9 protein-coding genes are annotated in these 19,010 nt (G+C 45.2%); 5 read left to right on the forward strand and 4 right to left on the reverse strand.

Annotation, left to right across the window (positions count from 1 at the left end; all coding sequences use genetic code 11):
• Positions 1–71: 71 nt before the first annotated feature.
• Positions 72–3,152, forward strand: coding sequence for an FG-GAP repeat domain-containing protein (locus ACJJI4_RS18295; RefSeq protein WP_444926056.1), 3,081 nt, complete (start codon positions 72–74; stop codon positions 3,150–3,152).
• An 86-nt stretch (positions 3,153–3,238) separates the two neighbouring features.
• Here the strand turns inward: ACJJI4_RS18295 and ACJJI4_RS18300 are convergent, their stop codons facing one another.
• The 3 genes from ACJJI4_RS18300 to ACJJI4_RS18310 form a co-directional block, all read right to left on the reverse strand.
• Positions 3,239–5,788: an alpha amylase C-terminal domain-containing protein gene (locus tag ACJJI4_RS18300; protein WP_444926057.1), complete on the reverse strand. Its 2,550-nt coding sequence runs from the start codon at positions 5,786–5,788 to the stop codon at positions 3,239–3,241.
• A gap of 2,288 nt (positions 5,789–8,076) precedes the next feature.
• Entirely contained in the window at positions 8,077–9,177 is a 1,101-nt protein-coding gene (locus ACJJI4_RS18305) for a hypothetical protein (protein WP_444926058.1), read from the reverse strand.
• Positions 9,178–9,212: 35 nt separating this feature from the next.
• Positions 9,213–9,983: a hypothetical protein gene (locus ACJJI4_RS18310; RefSeq protein ID WP_444926059.1), complete on the reverse strand. Its 771-nt coding sequence runs from the start codon at positions 9,981–9,983 to the stop codon at positions 9,213–9,215.
• Positions 9,984–10,576: 593 nt separating this feature from the next.
• On the opposite strand from ACJJI4_RS18310, the gene ACJJI4_RS18315 reads away from it, so the two are divergent.
• Complete coding sequence (locus ACJJI4_RS18315; RefSeq protein WP_413663505.1) at positions 10,577–11,428, forward strand: universal stress protein; 852 nt, start codon at positions 10,577–10,579, stop codon at positions 11,426–11,428.
• A gap of 67 nt (positions 11,429–11,495) precedes the next feature.
• Here ACJJI4_RS18315 and ACJJI4_RS18320 read toward each other — a convergent pair whose 3' ends face one another.
• Positions 11,496–13,142, reverse strand: a complete 1,647-nt coding sequence (locus tag ACJJI4_RS18320) for an alpha-amylase family glycosyl hydrolase (RefSeq protein ID WP_444926060.1) — start codon at positions 13,140–13,142, stop codon at positions 11,496–11,498.
• Between the two features lie 270 nt (positions 13,143–13,412).
• Between ACJJI4_RS18320 and ACJJI4_RS18325 the strand changes: the two genes are divergently transcribed.
• The 3 genes from ACJJI4_RS18325 (at position 13,413) to ACJJI4_RS18335 (ending at position 18,832) form a co-directional block, all read left to right on the forward strand.
• Positions 13,413–14,261 carry a DUF3014 domain-containing protein gene (locus ACJJI4_RS18325; protein ID WP_444926061.1) on the forward strand — a complete coding sequence of 283 codons (849 nt, stop codon included), beginning with the start codon at positions 13,413–13,415 and terminating at the stop codon, positions 14,259–14,261.
• A 398-nt stretch (positions 14,262–14,659) separates the two neighbouring features.
• Positions 14,660–16,657: a DUF3857 domain-containing transglutaminase family protein gene (locus ACJJI4_RS18330; RefSeq protein WP_444926062.1), complete on the forward strand. Its 1,998-nt coding sequence runs from the start codon at positions 14,660–14,662 to the stop codon at positions 16,655–16,657.
• Positions 16,658–16,660: 3 nt separating this feature from the next.
• Entirely contained in the window at positions 16,661–18,832 is a 2,172-nt protein-coding gene (locus ACJJI4_RS18335) for a tetratricopeptide repeat protein (RefSeq protein ID WP_444926063.1), read from the forward strand.
• The last annotated feature ends 178 nt before the right edge of the window (positions 18,833–19,010 follow it).

The following is a 19,010-nucleotide window of genomic DNA, read 5'->3' on the forward strand; positions in this document are numbered from 1 at the left end:
AACCGGAACTAAAATACCAATTCTTTATCAGCTCAAAGAACTAAACTTGACACTTACATATGGAGAGTGATGTGTGTATTTTTCATGATAAACTTATTACTAACACCGTAGGCATCATGCTAATTTCTTCCATACTTACCGCATGTGGAGGCGGAGGATCATCCAGTAGTGATTCAAATAGTGGAGGATCGGGACAAGGCGGTGGAGCTAGTAATGCACCTCCGGTTATAAACAGTTTATCTATCACTCCAAACCCAGCCTATAACGATAGTGTTCTGTCTGTTCAACTTGACGCCTCAGACGAAGACGGAGATCAACTGGAAGTTACATATACCTGGAAAAATAACAATCAAACTATCAGTGAAGTAACAGAATCTAAACTAGCTGCATCCCATTTTAATCACGGGGATACAATTAGTATAGAAGCTTATATCACTGACGGTGAAGATTCTGTTTCGCAAACTACTTCCATCATTATTCAAAATAGAGCCCCCATAATTGAAAGTTTAAGTTTCTCAGACTTACCTGCTTTCACGAATACTGATATTGAAGCCATAATCAGTATTTCAGATATAGATAACGACCCCTTAAATATTGAATATTATTGGACTGTCAACAATGAGGAAGTTTCTGATATCACAACTAATCTTTTATCCTCTACTCATTTCTTGAAGAATGATGAAGTAGCAGTAAAAGTGATTGTTTCGGATGGAGAGCTTACAAGTGAAGCAACGACTAGTACGGAGATTCAAGATACACTACCTGTAATGTCTATTGTCAATATGCCGGACGTTGTCCAGTATGGAATTCCAACAGCCTTTCAGGTGATAGTAGAGGACCTCGATAACGATCCCTATAACTTAGAGTTTCTAGCTCGTCCAAATGGCATGGAAATTGATGAAGAGGGTAATGTTGATTGGACGCCTACTGGGCCGATGTTTGATACAGAAATGGATGTTCATTGGGAAATTTCATTGTCACAAAATGATTACATTCACAATGAAAGTAGAACATTAAAAGTCGTAGATGAAGAACGAAAAATACCTTTATCAAATGGTTATATTATAACTACGGCCAGACCACAGCATGTGGCAATTGGAGACATTGATGGCGATGGAGTCAAGGAAATTGTAGCTACTAATAGTAAACGTAGATTGTTTGCCTTTGGCTATAATGGGAGCGAATATTCCATTAAGTGGGAGCACCCCTATGTTTTAATTAATGGTGAAAGCACTAACTCAGAAGAAGATGATAATAATTTATATATATCTAGCCTAACCCTTGCAGACATGAATAACGACGGGAAAGATGATCTTTTTGCTGGCCTTATTGGAGACAATTATACCGCCCATGATACGACAGGGCTATTTCTATTTGATGATAACTTAAAACCAAAAAGAGTAGCTACTCTCACAGGTAATGGAGTAGAACAAATATTCGTTACAGATATAGATAACGATCAGGATCTAGAAGTTATTGTCCTAATCAGAATGTACAATGTAATGAAAGATAAAATGCAACTGGTTATTCTTAACACTGATAACTATTCGGTAGAATGGAAATCTGAAATTCTCGAGTTAGGCCAAATATTTGCTGTTGGTAATCTAGATAGTGACAGCGAGTTAGAAATTGTACTTGGCGGCGGTTATGTGTTTGACTACATCGATGGCAATTATGCTTTAAGCTGGCGCTATGAAGATGGATTTACAGATGCTGATAAGGACAATCCAAATCTTGATATTGTAGATATCAACATGGATGGGATCGGTGAAATAATCAGCGTCCACCCAACCTCAGGTTTCTTAACTCTTTTCGACGCCAATACTCAGACAATTAAAATTGAAAATGAAGTCAATTCTTATTACTTCACGACTTTTTTATCTCCAGATGATGCAACTCCAAGGATTCTTGCAACGGAGAATAGTGCTAGTAGACCGCAACTCTATTCTTTTGATATGGATTCCAATAAACTTATCCCTAACTGGACTTCATCGCCCTCAGTTTGGGGGGACAATATGAGAGTGGCCAATCTGGACAATGATCCGGAACTAGAATATTTCTTTAACAATCGCCATGAATTAAAAATCTATTCAAATCTATCTGGTGACGATAATTTAGAACTAGAGTGGGAAATTGGAATTAATCCCAGATTCCTCGAAGATGAACTTGTTGATATACAATCAATATCCGCAGATAACTCTGAAATATCTTCTTTAAGTTTAGGGATGATCCCTTGGGAAAACTCTCACATAATGTCTTTAAACCCCAAAACAAATATTATCACTTTTAGCGCTGCAATACCGGAGATTGAAAATGAAACAACAGCAGGTATTACGCTAGACCTTCAAAAGGACAACACTAAAGAAATTGCTTTTGTTAATGAGAAAACCCCCGGGCTTTATGACATTTTTTCGGAATCTATTATTTGGTCCGGCAGCCCCATGAGTGAAAAAATAGTTGCTCTCACAGCAGGCAAGCTTGGTAGCAATGAAAATACCAGTATGATAGCAACCACTAAAGACGCTCATATCTACGCTTACGATATGGAAAACTACGAATTACTCTGGAATCATGAGTCTGGTGGTGGTGTCGATATAAAGCTATTTGATGCTAGCAACAATGGGTATTTAGACATTGTAGTGGCTGATGAGGAAATTCTCAGCCTCCTCACTAGCGATGATGATTACCAATCAATTTCTGCACAGTTCAATATTTTTACTGACATTCCTGAAAATCAAACTCCCTCCCTTAGTGAATATGCAGGTATTACTAAAATAAGCACAGGGGATTTAGATGGAGATTTCATCGATGAAATTTTTGCCGTAATATCATATAGATCCGAGACATGGATTATGTTACTCAATAATAAACTGGAGTTTATGAGACTAACTTATCTAGACGGATATGAAGTTCGTTCTATTGCCGTACAAAATTACGGTGTTTCACACCGAAATATAATTCTGAATATCGAAAAAAACGAGAGGCATCATATTGTCGAAATGGACCCATGGACCGGAAAAATCATTTCCACATCGCCGGAACTAGGCCCTATGATGATCGAAAATAGCTTAAGATTTGTCGATAGCAACAATGATGGTATTTATGAGTTAGGCTGGCTCACTGAAGAGGGCTCGATAAATATCACACGATAGAATTCTACTTCTTAATTAACCAGCCTCCACACTTTAAATACTACAAGCCAAGCAGGTCGTAATTCCAACTTGCTTGGCTCCAGAAGCTATAAAGTGATCAGTGTGTACATCATAGTTTGATCATTCACCTGCACCTTGTAGCTTCCGCTTACAGAAGTGTAGATATCAGATCCACCCTGCTCCAAGTCGCCATCGGAGTCGTTATTGCCATAGTTTTCACTCCAGTCAGCATTAACATCAAACTTGAAACGCTGCTGAGATTGACCATCAAAATTTACCTGGATTTCCCAGGTATTGTCGGCAACTAATTCCATAGCCTCAGCACCCCAACTATTTGGTGTGCCACGGAAATAAAGTGAGGAAAAGTTGGATGCGTAACTACCGCAGTCTGCACAGGTCAGGCTGTAGCTCAGGGTTTCATCATTTACCTCAACAATATAGGTACCTGATACATCGGTGTAGATATCATCCCCACCCTCCTCCAGAGAGCCGTCCGCATTGTTATCCCCGTAGTTTTCAGCCCAGTCACTGCTGACATCAAACTTAAAGCGCTGGTTACTGCTGCCATCAAACACTACAGTGGCACGCCAGGTATTGTCTGCAACCAGGGTCATCGCCTGGGTGCTCCAGCTATTGGGCGTACCGCGGAAATTTAATGCCGTAAAGTTTTGAGCATAACCAGCATTGGGATCAGTCACGGTAATGGTTGCCGTAACACTATCGGTCAGGCCATCATTGTCAGTAACAGTGACTGTCTCGGTATAAGTGCCCGCACTGGCGAAGCTCAAAGTCGTCGAGGAAGAACTACCACCACTGCTCCAGCTATAGGAAATCACACTACCGTCGCTATCAGTAGAGCTGCTGGCATCCAGGGTGACACTCTGATTGACTTCTACTGTGCTGGATACTGGAGTCACAGTTGCAGTGGGTGCCTGCTGGGAAGAGACCTCGGTGATCGAATAGGCCAGAGTCTCATCATTTACTTCAATGAGGTAGTTACCGGTTACAGAGGTATAAATATCTTCTCCGGTTTGATCCAACGTGCCATCAGCACCATCGTCACCGTAATTTTCGGCCCAGTCACCATAGATATCCAACTTAAAGCGTTGGTCTGCCTGGCCATCAAAATTAACCACCAATTGCCAGGTATTATCTGCTACCAATTCAAAAGCTGTTGCTTCCCAATTATTAGCTGTGCCACGGAAATAAAGGCTGGGGAAACCCGTCCCAGAACATTCTTCACCACAGGAACCAGATAGCTGCCCACCGTGAATGGCAGCAGCGGAATAAGCTGCAACATTGAAGGTGGCATAGCCATTGCTGCCTACGGAAATAACATCGCCACTGCACTCATCATCTCCCGCCAGGACATTGCAGTAGTCCCCTGCAGGAAGGCCTGTATACAGTGTCTGGCTGAAAGAATTACCCTCGTTATTGATAACGACATAGCCTTTATCACCGCGTCCAAAGGCAATCTGGTTATCTCCGTTATCCCACCAATTTTCCATACTGGTGCCATCGGTATAGTTACGGAAACCCACCATATTGGCAATATTGCCCCATCGGTGTTGGCAGACCCACTCATCATTTTCACAACTATCGGGACCATTACTCGGTGGCCCGGCATTTTCATCGGTAAATTCGTAACCAGACATCACTTTGGGATAGCCGTAAGGGTGTGCCAACATAAATACATTAGCCAAATTGTATTTCGCCCCGTCCTTATAAGTAAGGTTGCCCCCACCACCATGACCGCGCTCACGATCATGATTATCAATAAAAGTAACGGCCTCGCCAGAGTTAAGCAGCCCCCAACTTTCACCGAGACTGGAGAGATTCTTTATCTGTCCATTAAAATTACTGGCCACATCAGTGCCATACTTAAATTCAGTCACATGGCCCAGGAAAGTGTAATTGTACGGCTGGATCTCAGAAGCTTCGCCAGCTGCGCCGATTACCTCAGAAAAAATCCACGGATTGCCGGCCTTGCTCATTATTCCGTACATGTCGCTGGGGGACATATGTTTAACACCATCCACACGGAAGCCATCAACACCCATACCCTGCAATTTATTCAGATAATCCGCTATTGTTTGCTGAACATAGTCATTGCCTGTGTTTAGGTCTGGCATGCCTTCCAATCTGCAATTCCAAACAGTATTAGCATCACCATAGCCGTCAATTGTACAGTTATCATGATAATCCCATGAGGAAAATTCCTGATGGTTAGCCTCGGACCAATCAGTTCCTCCCCAACCTGTGCCACTCCCGTCCCAGACTGCAGTATGGTTGATCACTGCATCCGCATAAACTTTAACCCCTGCCGCATGACAGCGATTAATCATATCCTGCAACTCTCCCTCAGTACCACTACGGCTAGTGAGGTTGGTATAGGTTACCGGTTGGTAGCGCGCCCACCAGGTATGGTAAGAAATGTGCTCTTGGGGAGGAGAGATCTGTACTGCGTCAAAACCTTTTGGACCCAGGAAATTCTCACACTCATTGGCAATATCATTCCAGCTCCATTCGAACATATGCACAAAGGCTGTGCCTGCACTGGCATGGGTGCTGGATATGGCTCCGAGTACGATACTCGCACCTCCCAGAAGTCCTTTTAACGGAAATTGTTTTTTCATTTTAGCTTTCCTTTTTCTCTCATCTGTAGCCGTTATTTTTTTGTATAAGGAGAACCCCAGGGGCAGTTGCCCACCAATGATTAATGGCTCTCCATTTCTACATAAGTAGGGTCAACCTATAAGCACGCCTTTTCCCAGGCGCTTGCAAATACTTGGATTGCATTCGCCCCACAGTAGGAGCTAGAAATATTCTCCTCAGGCGACACAACTAATAGACATTCGCTCAAGAAAAGAATTTGTAAGAAGCACCGCAAGCGGCGAAGAAAAGTTTATGCTTATCATCACAGGTGACCATTTATTATTTTTTGCAATTCAAGCCGGACATTTAGGAACCAAGCTAACAGTATCTAAACCGTTGGATTGCTATACCCGACCAATTGATCACTCATCCTGAGATATCCACAGACCACCAAAGGCATCAATAAACCGGTAATATGTGAACAAATACCGAACAACAGCGGTAATATGCACCTCCTGTGCTACTGCAAACCCGAAATTACAACTATTCGGGCATTTGGAAGGCTAATAACCAGTGCTTGAGAGCACATCCTCCTTGTAGGGGGCGTAGTAGATATTTGTGCTTCAGATATTGATCTTGGGTATAACTTGGCTTAAAAGGCTAAAAATTAAGCAAACTAGAACTGCTTAAATAAGACAAGGTGTTTAGTGACCGTTGTATCTATGCACTAAGCTCAATAAGCTAATCTATAAAATTTGGACAACTTAAGAAATGGGGTAATTTTATTGTTAGTGAAGAGACACTTTTGTAATAACCTCAACGGAGAGCGAAACTTTACGGCAGTAGCTACAGCCTCAAGTGCACGAAATCATTTTATAGTCGAGCAGTATAGTACTGACTTTAGAATCAGAACGAATCAAGTTAGCTCTCAAATTTAAATTTCTATGATATATACAAAAGACTTTATACAGATTCTAGCTCCTCAAACTTGACACCTAAAAAGATTTTTTTTAGATACCACAGCCATTAATACAACACGAAGACTATAACACTTAAACAGTCTATTCCCTACCTGGCGCTCAGTCTCGCCGCTCTCAAACTTCTCTGGTTGCAACCCTTTACTATCATTGTCCCTCTCTTTGAGTCCCAGGGAAATCTTCTGTGAGAAAGATACTCAACTAGGAAGGGATTCCGAACGCCCACGTCAGTGGATGAAAACCATAACGCAATAACTGACTGGTTCTTTTGCCCCTAATATCACTTAATATTTTGTAAACATCTATCATTATCATATTGCGTTCAACATCATTTCCAAAACCGCCAAAGCCTGGTCTGATATTGAAACCACTCTCCGCAAACGTAAACTATTTATAGGTTCAAACTTTGTTAATCGTTTCATTCCGGGTGTCCCACTTGATCACGATGATATAAAAATCCTAAAGAGCTGATTACACCTATATTCAGCAGCATACTCACGCTACAGGCTCAGATGCGTAAATCAGGGGCTATCTCTTGTTGTAAAATCTAAGAGAAAGGACTTCCATTTCTTTCGGTGGGGTCATTATTTGATATTAGTTGACTGGAGTAGTCGGCATTTAGCCTTCAAAATATCGGTACAATTTCTCATAACAGCTTCTTTTTTAAAGTGGCAGGGTATTTAAGTAAAATACTGATCCTACTTAAGTCGGAGCTTTGAAGACATTTCAAAGATTTAATGGGATCATAAAAGGCTATACAATAAGCTCAAATTCAGTTCGATAAAAACTGAGCACATGGACTGGTAAAAATTTCTTAGCCTCGCACCTTGTCAAATAAAAAGAACCATCGCTCAAACACAGAAACAGCTGTGACACCTGCAACCTACACATCTATTTCTCTGTTAATCGCCTTCTAAAAAACATCTTTATCGAATTTTTAATTGCATCGAATTGAGACACCTATTACCAGTACTTGCCAAACTATGACACGGATATTTTAACCCTCGACCCACTGCTATCTTTTTTCATCCTTTACCCCCCCACCCATAGCAGAGTAAAATATTCTACCTGACTAAAAAAGACAAGAGCTATAACGAAAGATACCGGCATTGATAAAACGACTATAAACCTAAGATGGCAAGTTACTTATTTTAGACAATAACAAATACCTAATAAAGATAAGTCCAGCTATCATCAGTACATAAGAGAAAAAAACCTCCCAGTATTTCTTTTTATTATCAACATAATAATGCCACCCTGCAAAGTACAAGCGTTTCGCTAAGGCTCCATAGATTAGGCCAAAAAAATATACAAAAACACATATGTCCAGCGCTAATTCAATAGGGTTCATATCATCCATCCCCCTCCCTGCAGGATGATGAGCCTGCCGCAACTATCGCTCCGTTACCAGCGAGGAGAGCTGTATATGCTAATACAATAGCCAAAAGAGGAGCAACCAAAGCTCCTAAAATTGTGACTATAATTGCAACTGCAATAAGTGACACTAGAGCATCACAGCGAGTATTCAATGCTATAAAATCAAGGTAAAGCTCGACTGCCAGAAAAGCAGCCAATAGCACTGCTACAACTATTAAAGGTGTGAATGTAAATGCTGCTCCAACAGTACCAGTAAATAGACCTATTGCACCCAGTATCCCTGCGTCATCATCACTCAAAAAACCTCCGCTGGCACCATTTGCAATTAAATATGCTCCAGCACCAGTATCTGGGTCAATAAGTAAGTAACCCAAGTTTTTGCCGCCTGCAAAATCAATTTCCTTCTCATGTGTAGTTACAACTTTACCCGCCAGCACTGCATTTCTAATCTCGCCTTTCACATCTGAACTAAAATCAAGTACAGATAACGCTTCACTAATGTTATTTATATCAATTGTCCAAATACGCTGTCCTTCAGAAACAGCTATCTTAAGTGCCTTCACTGCACTAATACCTTGTACACGAATATCTTCAGTTGAAAAAATTTGTTCAGGTACGTCATGTTCCATAGCAGAAGCTCTGTATCCAATTGCTTTCATATGGTTAACAAGGCGTTTTCTATCGTTATCCTTTGCAATAGCCTGAATAGATAGCCGATCAATATCAATCAATAAGCCACTGGAGTGCACACTCCTCGGAACTCCAAAAAAGTAGTTTGCCTGTAAGCTGGTACTAAAAATACCAAAACTGGGCATTCTATAGTTAACGATATTTGAAGCTTTCGCCTCCAATTGGTCTTGTAAATAAGTTAAGGCCAAATAGAGGTGGACCGTAGAGTATAGTAGGCTCCCAACAATTTCACTTTTTGTCAGTCTTTCAATTTGAGCTTGGTCACCGCTGGCCAATACATCCTGGATCCCTTGGATATCAACTCGCAGCTGTTTTATTTTTTTTATATTAGCACCTTGAAGATCAATCCCGAGCGCCCGATACTCACCTATAGTGGGATGGTTCACGGCCTCTTCCCAACCAAAAGCAGGTGACCACAACGCTAAGGTTTCGTAAAGCTCCCCCCCATCGTGCCTGCCGCAGCACTATGTACAACATTACCGTCTTGAGGAAATTCAGCAACTAAATGTATCAAGTAACCTGGCAAACTAGTTGGTAATTGACCAAGCTCAATTTCACCTGTATCAGATCCGAGCTCGGGAATATAACTAAGAATTAAATCCTCATCCGCTTGAGTAGCTGGACGGAATGACAAAGCATGCTTTTTTCCGGCTAGTTCAGGTAAAGACTGCTCAAAGGTGATCAAACGGCTATTTTCTTGACCGAAGACTTCAGTCCCCAAAGTATACCGAAAACGGTGCCGCAAATTATCTGGTAAAATTGAATACTTATTGGTACGAACAATTAACTCATAGGGTAGCCCAGCCGCTAATTGATGATATTCTTGTACAATAACACGCTGAATACCCTGGACTTCCTCCATCGTTGCATCAGGGTTTTGACCGTTAATGTAATCTTCTACTTGTTGCTGATAGCTGACTAATGCCTCCTCAATCACCAACTGATCAACACTTTGTACGAAGCCTTGCTCTTCATCGATAATTGCAGTTTGAGTGATTTCATCTGCTAGTCTTTGCGCATCAAAAGGCACATTAGTTTCCAGATCTTGCCCTTCAGTAAATTCATACTGTTTAAAGCTAGCATCTAAAGGTATCCATGTGTCACCCGTTCTAGCTGAGATATTAAAGGAGTAGTCCGGCAGGTAAACACTCGCAGGTTCACCGGTTTTAGCGATGCTATATTTCAGAGACAAGCAATAAATCTCTCTATAGAGCAGTCTCACAGTATCAGAGTAATCCGGACGCAGCTTTAGATTACTCCTGTAGTCGGGCAATTAAATTCAACCCACGGGCTTATCTGTACGTGCCTTAAATTACGCCATAAACTTACCGCGCTATGGCCACACATGACTGCGCTGCACCTTGCGCAATTACCTTTTAATACCGCAAGCTTTTGGATGCTAGTTGAACTAATCTGCAGGAGTTAACCCTCCCCCTCATCGGGAGTAAATTATTTCCCCGGATCTACTCTGGTTTTCAAGAATTCCACAACTAACCGTTACCGTTGAGCCTGTCTCCATGGGGATCTGAGGATAAGTCCCCATACGGGAGATCTCCACTTTAATCTATTGAGTGAGGCTTTTGGGGCTGGTGAAGTTGATCTACCTCAATAAGATCTTCCCCAACTACGCCATTATGCGCAACAAAATTATTCGATGAGATAGGCGCCAAATTCGACAAATGGGACAGCCTGGCACTCCGGCAGGCACCCCCATCATGATAGATTAGACCTCTTGGTCAACTGCAGGTCGCACTGGCCAGTAACACGCTTAGTTGAGGAGAAAAAATGGAGCAGCAAAGCACCGTATTCGTTGTAGTGGACCCTAACGATGAGAAGCATGTAGCTCTGGAGCGAGCCCTGATCACTTCACGTGGACGCAATCCTCAGCCGCGACTGGCTGTATTCGTCGCAGTTGATGGTGAAGCGGTGGATACCCGTGCAGTTAACGACCACCTATTTCGCGATGAGTCGTGGTTCCGTGAACAAATTCGTGAACCCATCTCAGAAGCTGGTCTTTCCTGTGAGATCACTGTTTGCTGGTCCAGTGATTGGCAGGCGGCCATCGTGCAGGAATCAAAGCGTTGCAACGCAGAAATGATCTACCTACCAGTACACGCGAAGAGCAGCCGTCGCTTTACCTTCGCCGAATCCAAATGGCGAGTCCTGAAAACAGCGCGCTGCCCAGTAGTATTGATTCGCCCCGGCGCCAAGGACGAGCGCAAAGTTGTATTGGCTACCGTTAACTACCAGGCAAAAACCCTCGAGCAGCGCGAGCTCAATCGCCAGATCAGCGAACGCGCGACCTATATCGCAGGTCATTACGGAGCAGAGCTACACCTCGTAAACGCCTTCCTGGATTCCATGCTCTACCCAGATCGCGGTGCTTTGGCCAAGCTTGCCGATAAAACCGGTGTCCCCACCCATCGCATTCACGTAAAGCGCGGCTATACCAGTGATGTTGTTGAGGAGGTGGCCCGTGAGATCGATGCAGACTTGGTCGTGATGGGAACCATGAATCAGTACGGCGAGACCGGCTCATTCCTGCGTGGCAATACTGCCGAGCGTGTAATTGGCCAGTTGGACGTTGATGTGATGGTATGTAACCAGTTCACCACAACAACAATGAACAACGATTAAGTCATCCCATTTTCAAGGATGCTGAAAGCCCCAGCAGTGCTATCTGCAGGGGCTTTCTTTTTTGGATTTACTGCGATTTAGCCGATAGCAGTAGCAGAGTTCCCTCTGTATCAAAAGTCACCCTGCCATCCTCAACTTTGGCTCGCTTGCCCGAATAGTAATCGGTCAGTTCGATACCATCGGCAAACACACCTTTAACTGATACGCTCTTCTCACCCGCGGACAGTTCCATCGCCACAACTACCGGCTGCTCACCAGATAAGGTGCGGGAGAATGTATAAGGCTTATCCTCCAGCTTCTGGTGTACACCAGCGCCAACTGCCGGGTGCGATCGACGAAACTGCCCAAGCTTCTGCCAATGAGCCAGCAATGCACGGGTTTCCGGCTTTTCCAAGTCATCCCAGTTCATATTGGTGCGCATAGAGGCGTCGCCGAATGCCCGATCATCAATCATGGGGCGCGCCAGTTCATCACCGTAATATATCTGCACAGCACCGGGCGCTAACATCAGTTTACTTGCGGCACTCAGTGTGTGCTGGCGCTCGCGGTCAAATGAATGATGGTCATCGTGGGAGCCTAGATAATTTAGGACACCGAACCCTTTTAGTTCACCACTGTTCAAGGAGGAGGAATAGCTGGAGAAAATATCCTCCGCTGGCTTGCCCGCAACCTGGGCAAAATCGAAGTTAATCAGACTGTCAAAACCATACTGATAAAAGTCCACTTTCCGATCGCTATAATCGTAAGAGCGACCAACACTGGGACCAAAGTTGTTAACGCCGAAGTGGTAAACCTCACCCACCATAAAGAAATTGCGATCGTCCAATTTCTTCTTCGGGTTCTCAGCCTTCCACTCCGCCAGGGCTATATCCGCTTCGTTTTTCAGTATTGCCCAGGCTTGTGGCTCTACGTGTTTGACGGTGTCCACACGAAAACCATCGACACCGTATTCGCGCACCCAGTCGGTTAACCACTTGATCAGGTAATATTTGGGGGCGCGGGGATAGCCAGTGCGCTCGAAAAAGGCATCCAGTTCGCGCTGCTCTTGCTGCAGGCGGCCTTCTTTTTTCCACTTTGCCACCAATTGCGGCGGCAACTCGACATCTTTCTCGCTCTCCGTGAGGATATCTGTCAGGTTCGCGTGAATTGCACACTCAACATTGCCGGCATAGTCAGACCAATCGCATTGCTGGCTATTGCGCAGCCAACTCGAGGGCCACCTGGAATCTTGTTCAGTGACTGGCCCGGTGTGATTGAGAATTACATCCAGCAGTACGCGAATCCCCTGGCTGTGAGCTACCTCAATCAATTCCGCCAGGTCTGCTTCAGTGCCAAAGTTGGCATCTACGGCAGTCCAGTCCTTAGGCCAGTAGCCATGGAAAGCGTAGGTGCGTTTATCGGACTCATTGTAGCCATGGATGTTCTCAATCACCGGGGCCATCCAGATAGCATCGACTCCGAGATCATTAAAATACCCCGCTTCAATTTTCTCGATAATGCCGCGCAGATCCCCTCCCTCAAAGCCGCGCAGGTATGCCGCATCATCTTTGCGGTCGTAGGGGAAATCATTGCTGCTATCGCCGTTATTAAAACGGTCCGGCAACATAAAATAGACTGTCGCATTGCGCCAATAAGGGTCTACCGGCTCTGCAGCCACGGCAGCTTGTACACCACCCAGCATCAGGCCAATCAATAAGCTGGTGAATTTTCCCATTGTTCTCTCTTTTATTCGCCGCTCAGAATTATTCAGAAGCTCCCCAGACCACTCTAATAGGCCCAGTAAATCAAACATCCTCCCGCACGGGGGCGTAGGTGCTGTGCAGGGTATAAGACCGGCAATAAGGTTGTGCAATTACCCCATAGTAAAACTATTTTGCGAGCGGCGCTTTTGCAGAGTAATGTAAAGCCAGCAGATCGCGAGAAACCGCAGCGCTTTGTCGTGGTCCAAGCGTCACATTCTGTTAGCAGTCAAAGGAGGCAGGGAATGTCGGAACAACAATCTAGGCAAGGGTGGATCATCGGCATTATTGTGGTGGTCGTTGTCGCTGCAGCAGCCTATTGGCTCTGGACCGGCGAGGAAAAGAAAAAAGAAATTCCCACCATCGGTGTTGTCGAAGAACCCCAAACTGCTCCCGAGCCAGAAGCCCTGGTACAACCTGAGAGCCAGGAACCAGCCCAACCGCCCGAGGAGCCGGTCATCGAAGAGGAGCCCGGCAGAGAGCCACCTCCCCCCCTGAACGAGAGCGATAAGGCCGCATATGACGAATTAATGTCCTTGGCACCCGACGGCGCCTTGTCCCGCTGGCTGGTACCTGATGAAGTAATACGTAAATGGGTAGCCGCTGCCAACGCAGCATCCCGTGGTGAGTTGATTCACAAGCATCGCCCGCTGAAAACCATTCGCGGCCCCATCACCGTTACCGGGTCATCCGCTGAAGGCTACCAGCTATCCCCGGAGAACTATCGCCGTTACGACCAACCAGTACGATTGTTCGCACTGGCTAACACTGATGCCATCATTACGCTGTATCAGTACTGGTACCCCCGTTTAGCCCAGGCCTACGGCGAGCTGGGGATTCGCAACAAGTCATTCCACCAGGTGGTGATTGGAGCAATCGACAATGTACTGGCAGCGCCAGATGTTGAAGGCCCTATTCAATTGATACGCCCGTCGGTGTATTACAAATTTGCCGATCCAAAACTGGAAAAACTCCCTGGAATACAAAAGCTGATGATCCGCATGGGCCCCGACAATGCAGCCCGAGTTAAGGAAAAGCTGAAAGAGATAAAGGCTAAGCTCGAAGAAATGCCTGTTCAGGAGCAGGCCCAATAAGCATGCCCCAGGTCACTCAGCCCACAAGCTGGGTGGCCTCCCACCTTCAAGATTCGGTTGTTTTTCAACCATTTTATCGCCTGGACACAACAATCCCTGCCTTCATCAATTTGAACCGCCGAAAAACTTATTCAAAACGCCAGCGGTCATACCCATCCGATACTCAGCCCATAGCCATTGGGGTATATTACCGGCTGTTCACTAAACGATCCCAACACCAAGCGGTAACGGAGCGCCGCTGCCAAACGGCAACAGGCACTGCCCTATAGGGAAAGATCCAGGGTTCAACAGGAGCGAATCAATCGTAGGGTGCCCTGCGTGCCCCTTCTGCTTACTCCCCACCCAAGATCTATTCTGTCTCCGCCGGTATAGGCTGTAGATAACAATCGAGGCTCATTTTGAAATATCGTTCCTTCGGCCAAATTCTGGCTGTGACTATCTTATTTGCTGTGTCGCTGGCTCAGGCTGCCCCTGAAATTAACATAGCCCCAACACCCACTTGGGTGGATGCCGTCGACCTCTCGAGTAGTGTCACTACACCCGAAGGCAGTGTTAGGTATCACCTGAGCAACTCCCAGATATCCCATACGAACGAACAACACCAATACTATTTTCAGTTGGTGATGGAGCCCCTCAATCAGCAGGGGGTTAAACAGGTATCGGAACTGAACATTAGTTTTTACCCCGCGTTCCAGCAGCTGGTCGTTCACGAAATTACCGTCACCCGCAATGATCAAGTGATTGATCGCCTGGACAAACAGGACTTCAAGTTATTCCAGTCTGAGCAGGAGCTATCCAGCAAACTCTACTCTGAAATGTGGAATGCGCTTTACATTCTTGAGGATATCCGACCTGGTGACAAAATCTCCTACGCTTATACACTCGAGGGAAGCAATCCTATTTTTGAACGCGGGGATTTTGGTACTTTCTACTTGTCATGGCCGGATGCCATCGACAGGCGCTATGTAAAAATTACCAGTGACAACAAGCTCAACTACCGTTTTAACAATGAAAAAGTACCGGTGAACGTTACCCGCAATAACGACACTTACCAGTACACGCTGGACCTGAAGCAGGTATCTCCGATACTTCAGGAGGGGGAATACCCTCACTGGCATGACCCATTCAACTACATCCAATATTCAGGCTATAACAGCTGGGCTGAAGTAAACGACTGGGCAATGACACTCTACGATATTGACCTCTCCCTGCCACAGGAACTCACCGGGCAATTGGATCAATGGCGCGCAGAGGAAGGTCTTGAGGGAGCTGTCAGCAAGGCTATTGCCTACGTTCAGGAGGATATTCGCTACTTTGGGATCGAGTTTGGAATCAACTCACACCAACCGCGAACGCCGAGAGAGACTTTGGATAAGCGCTATGGCGACTGTAAAGACAAGGCCATATTAATAACCGCTATGTTGTCTCACCTGGGGGTTAACTCTTACCCCGCTTTGGTGTCTTCAGGACGCGGTCGTGACCTTGCCAATGATATCCCCTCTCCCAGTTCATTTGATCATGTAATCAGCGTCATTGAGCTCAATGGACAAGATTATTGGGTTGACGGCACCGCTTCCGGACAGGGCTCCAATATCAAGAGCAAAGGCTTCTTTGATTATGAATTGGCACTCCCCATTCGAAAGGGAACCCGAGCATTAAAACAAGTAACCACGATTTATCCCGCCAACGGCACTCTGCAACTGGATGTCACCGAAAATTTTGAAATCAATGCCGGTACCAATACCGCAGGGCTAACTGTTGAATCCACCTACAGCGCTCTCAAAGCGGAGCAGATGCGTCAATTTTTCCAGTCAGCAGACTCTGAATACATAAAGAGTAATTACGCAAACTTTATGGCAACTTACTACCCCGGCATTGAAATCACATCCAATATCAAGCACCAGGACAATCGGGGTGAAAATGTACTTCAGGTATCGGAGCTATATGAGATCAGTGATTTTGCCGAGTTGAACTCTGCTCGGAAGATTTTCTCACTGTATGGCTCCAGTATCGCCTCTTATATTACCAGCCCCCAGAAGCGTATTCGCCAGAGCCCATTAGCGCTGGCACATCCTGTGGATATCAACCACAAAGCAGTAGCCAAAATTACTGGAGAGGTTTTGTGGAGAGAGGAATCCCAGGATCTACAGATAGACAATCCCTGGTTCACCTTCTCCAGAACCTCCGATCATATTGGCAATAACATCTCGGTGAACTACGCCTTTAAATCCAAAGCGGACCATGTCCGCAATACGGATATTGCCGAGTATATGGGGCAACTCGATAAACTGGATGAAGCACTTCAATATCAGTTCTGGGCCAAGGGCGATAATTCGAATACTCAGGAAACCAGCAAGGCAATGAAAAACCTGGTTAAGTCACTGATCAGGAAGTAAATAATGAAAAAATTCCTTTTTGCCCCCGTTATTTACTTACTGGCCTCTTGTGCGGCCCACACTTCCATCGAACCCGGCGATAGTGAAATAAGACTGCTAACCGAACAAATTGCTAGCGCTCCAGATACAGTTGCTTATGAGGATTTCTGGGTTGCCTATCTTGAGTCTCAGCAACCCCTGAATAATATCGCGGCCAGAGAGCGCTACCAGGCGGAGCTATCCGCGATTGAGTCTGGGGATAAGTCTTGTGAAGCCGTGGACTGGAAGGCCGTAACAAACAACAACATCCTGTCACTAACGCCCCATCTCAGCGCTGCAGAATGCTATGAGTCTGTGGGACAGTTAGAAGCAGCCAACTACCATAAAAACCTGTTTGAATTTATTGCTACTGGTATCCTCTCCGGACGCAGTGGTGAGTATAGCTACAGTGCCTTTGAGGTCGGGAGCTGGGCAGATGCAGAAGACCTGCTCACCATATCCGGCTATGAAATTATTGATAGCTATTTTGAATTTGCAAATAGTCGCAATGCTATATACCGCGTTTATAACGTAAAGGAAGTAGGCGGCTATCAGGTATCGAAAATCTACTTCGATAATGCCCGCTTTCTACATCGACTGCTCGCGATCCGGTATCCATTTGCCGGCACATCAGATCAGCTCTATACAGATGTGATCCAGGTACTAGCCTCTACAGATTATGCCGCTCGACACGCCGAAGGCATTGTGTTTCATGCGGAGGGGCAGTATCCACAGGCTGAACAAGCTTATCTGGACGCTATTGTTATGGGGTCCATTTCCGCCAATATCAGTTTAGGGCGGCTATGTCTCAGTGGCAAAACTGAAAAATTCGCAGTTAACGAGTGCGCACAATTATTTGTTACTGCTGCGGACCTGGGGCTCGAAGAGGCGAAGGTTTACCTAGCCTATATAGCCTTTATGGGCCTGGGAATTGATCCGGACAAAGAATTAGCAACTTCACTACTCTCCAGTGCCGAACAACACCTGAAAAAGGGCCAGGCGGAGTATGAACTCTACTCCCTTTTTGCGTCAGAGGAATTTAACTCAGCTAACGAATCCGGTGCTGCACAATTCTTGCAAGCCAGCGCTAATAAAGGTTACCCCGTAGCCCACTTTACCCAGGCTATTGGTTACCTTGAGCAGAATAATTACTATCAATTTGAAAAGCTTATTCAAAAAGCTTCCGATAGCGGCTTTTCACCAGCCCAGTTTTTTTACGCCAGCTACCTGCTGGAGGAGAAAAAAGAAACCAGTGGGGGCATGGCACTTCTCAATGAGGCCGCAATTGCAGGAAACCCCGCCGCACTCTTTGAGAGAGGGCGTATCACACAACTAGGCGCCCATGACCAACCGGTTAATATCAAACAATCTATCAGGGACTATCAAGCTGCGGCATATCGCAATCATCTTCCTGCACAATTAAAAATGGGGATCCTGCACTCCAAGAATATTATTGCAGATGCCAACGCCGATATTGCCTATGCCTGGTATTTATTGTGTGGACGGGCCGGCCACCTGGAGTGTATTACCAATATGGGTTACTCCGCCGAAAATGGTTATGGAGTGGAACAAAATCCGACCCATGCAGCACAACTTTATAGGCTCGCAGCTGCGGAAGGTTCAGCCAACTCCAGTGCCAGGTTGGCCGGACTCTACGAGGCAGGTAACGGAGTAGAAAAGGACCTGGAACAGGCAATCTATTATTACACTCAAGCAGCAGAGAGGGGATTAGCAAGCGCTATGAATAAGCTGGGGCTCATATATTTGGACTCCGGTAGTGATTCTTTCAACAACTATCCCGAGGCTCTTCATTGGTTCGAGCAGGCAGCGAATCAAAATTCAAAGTATGGATACTTTAACCAAGCCCGTATGTATGAACAGGGGCTTGGTGTAGAAGTTGATCTAGATCGAGCAATGTCACTCTACGAGGAAGCCTCAAAGAGAGGGCACGGCATAGCTTCACTGAAAATTGCTGAGGCCTATAGTCAAGACGATAATCCAGGAAAAAACCTTGATCAGGTACGTTACTATTTGAAATTAGCTACTGAACAGAGTGACGACCAACAATTGAAAAAAATCCTGGAAAACTGCGCTGACACCGAAGAGTGCAATGTCTCACACTTAAAACAGTTTCTGAGTGGACTCCCTGCAGAATAAGATTATTTTTGCGGTCGACTATTCACAGCGAATAGTTGACCGCGTTCAACTTTATTTTGCCAACAGGATCCCAAACCACTCTTTTTCCTACCTTAAAATCCTCAACTATTTTCCGACCTATTTTCTTTATTTTTATTGACAAAAATTTCTAGGTGCGACCGATAGCACCATTTTTTGC

The sequence above is a fragment of the Microbulbifer maximicatervae (SeqCode) genome (genome assembly GCF_052467305.1).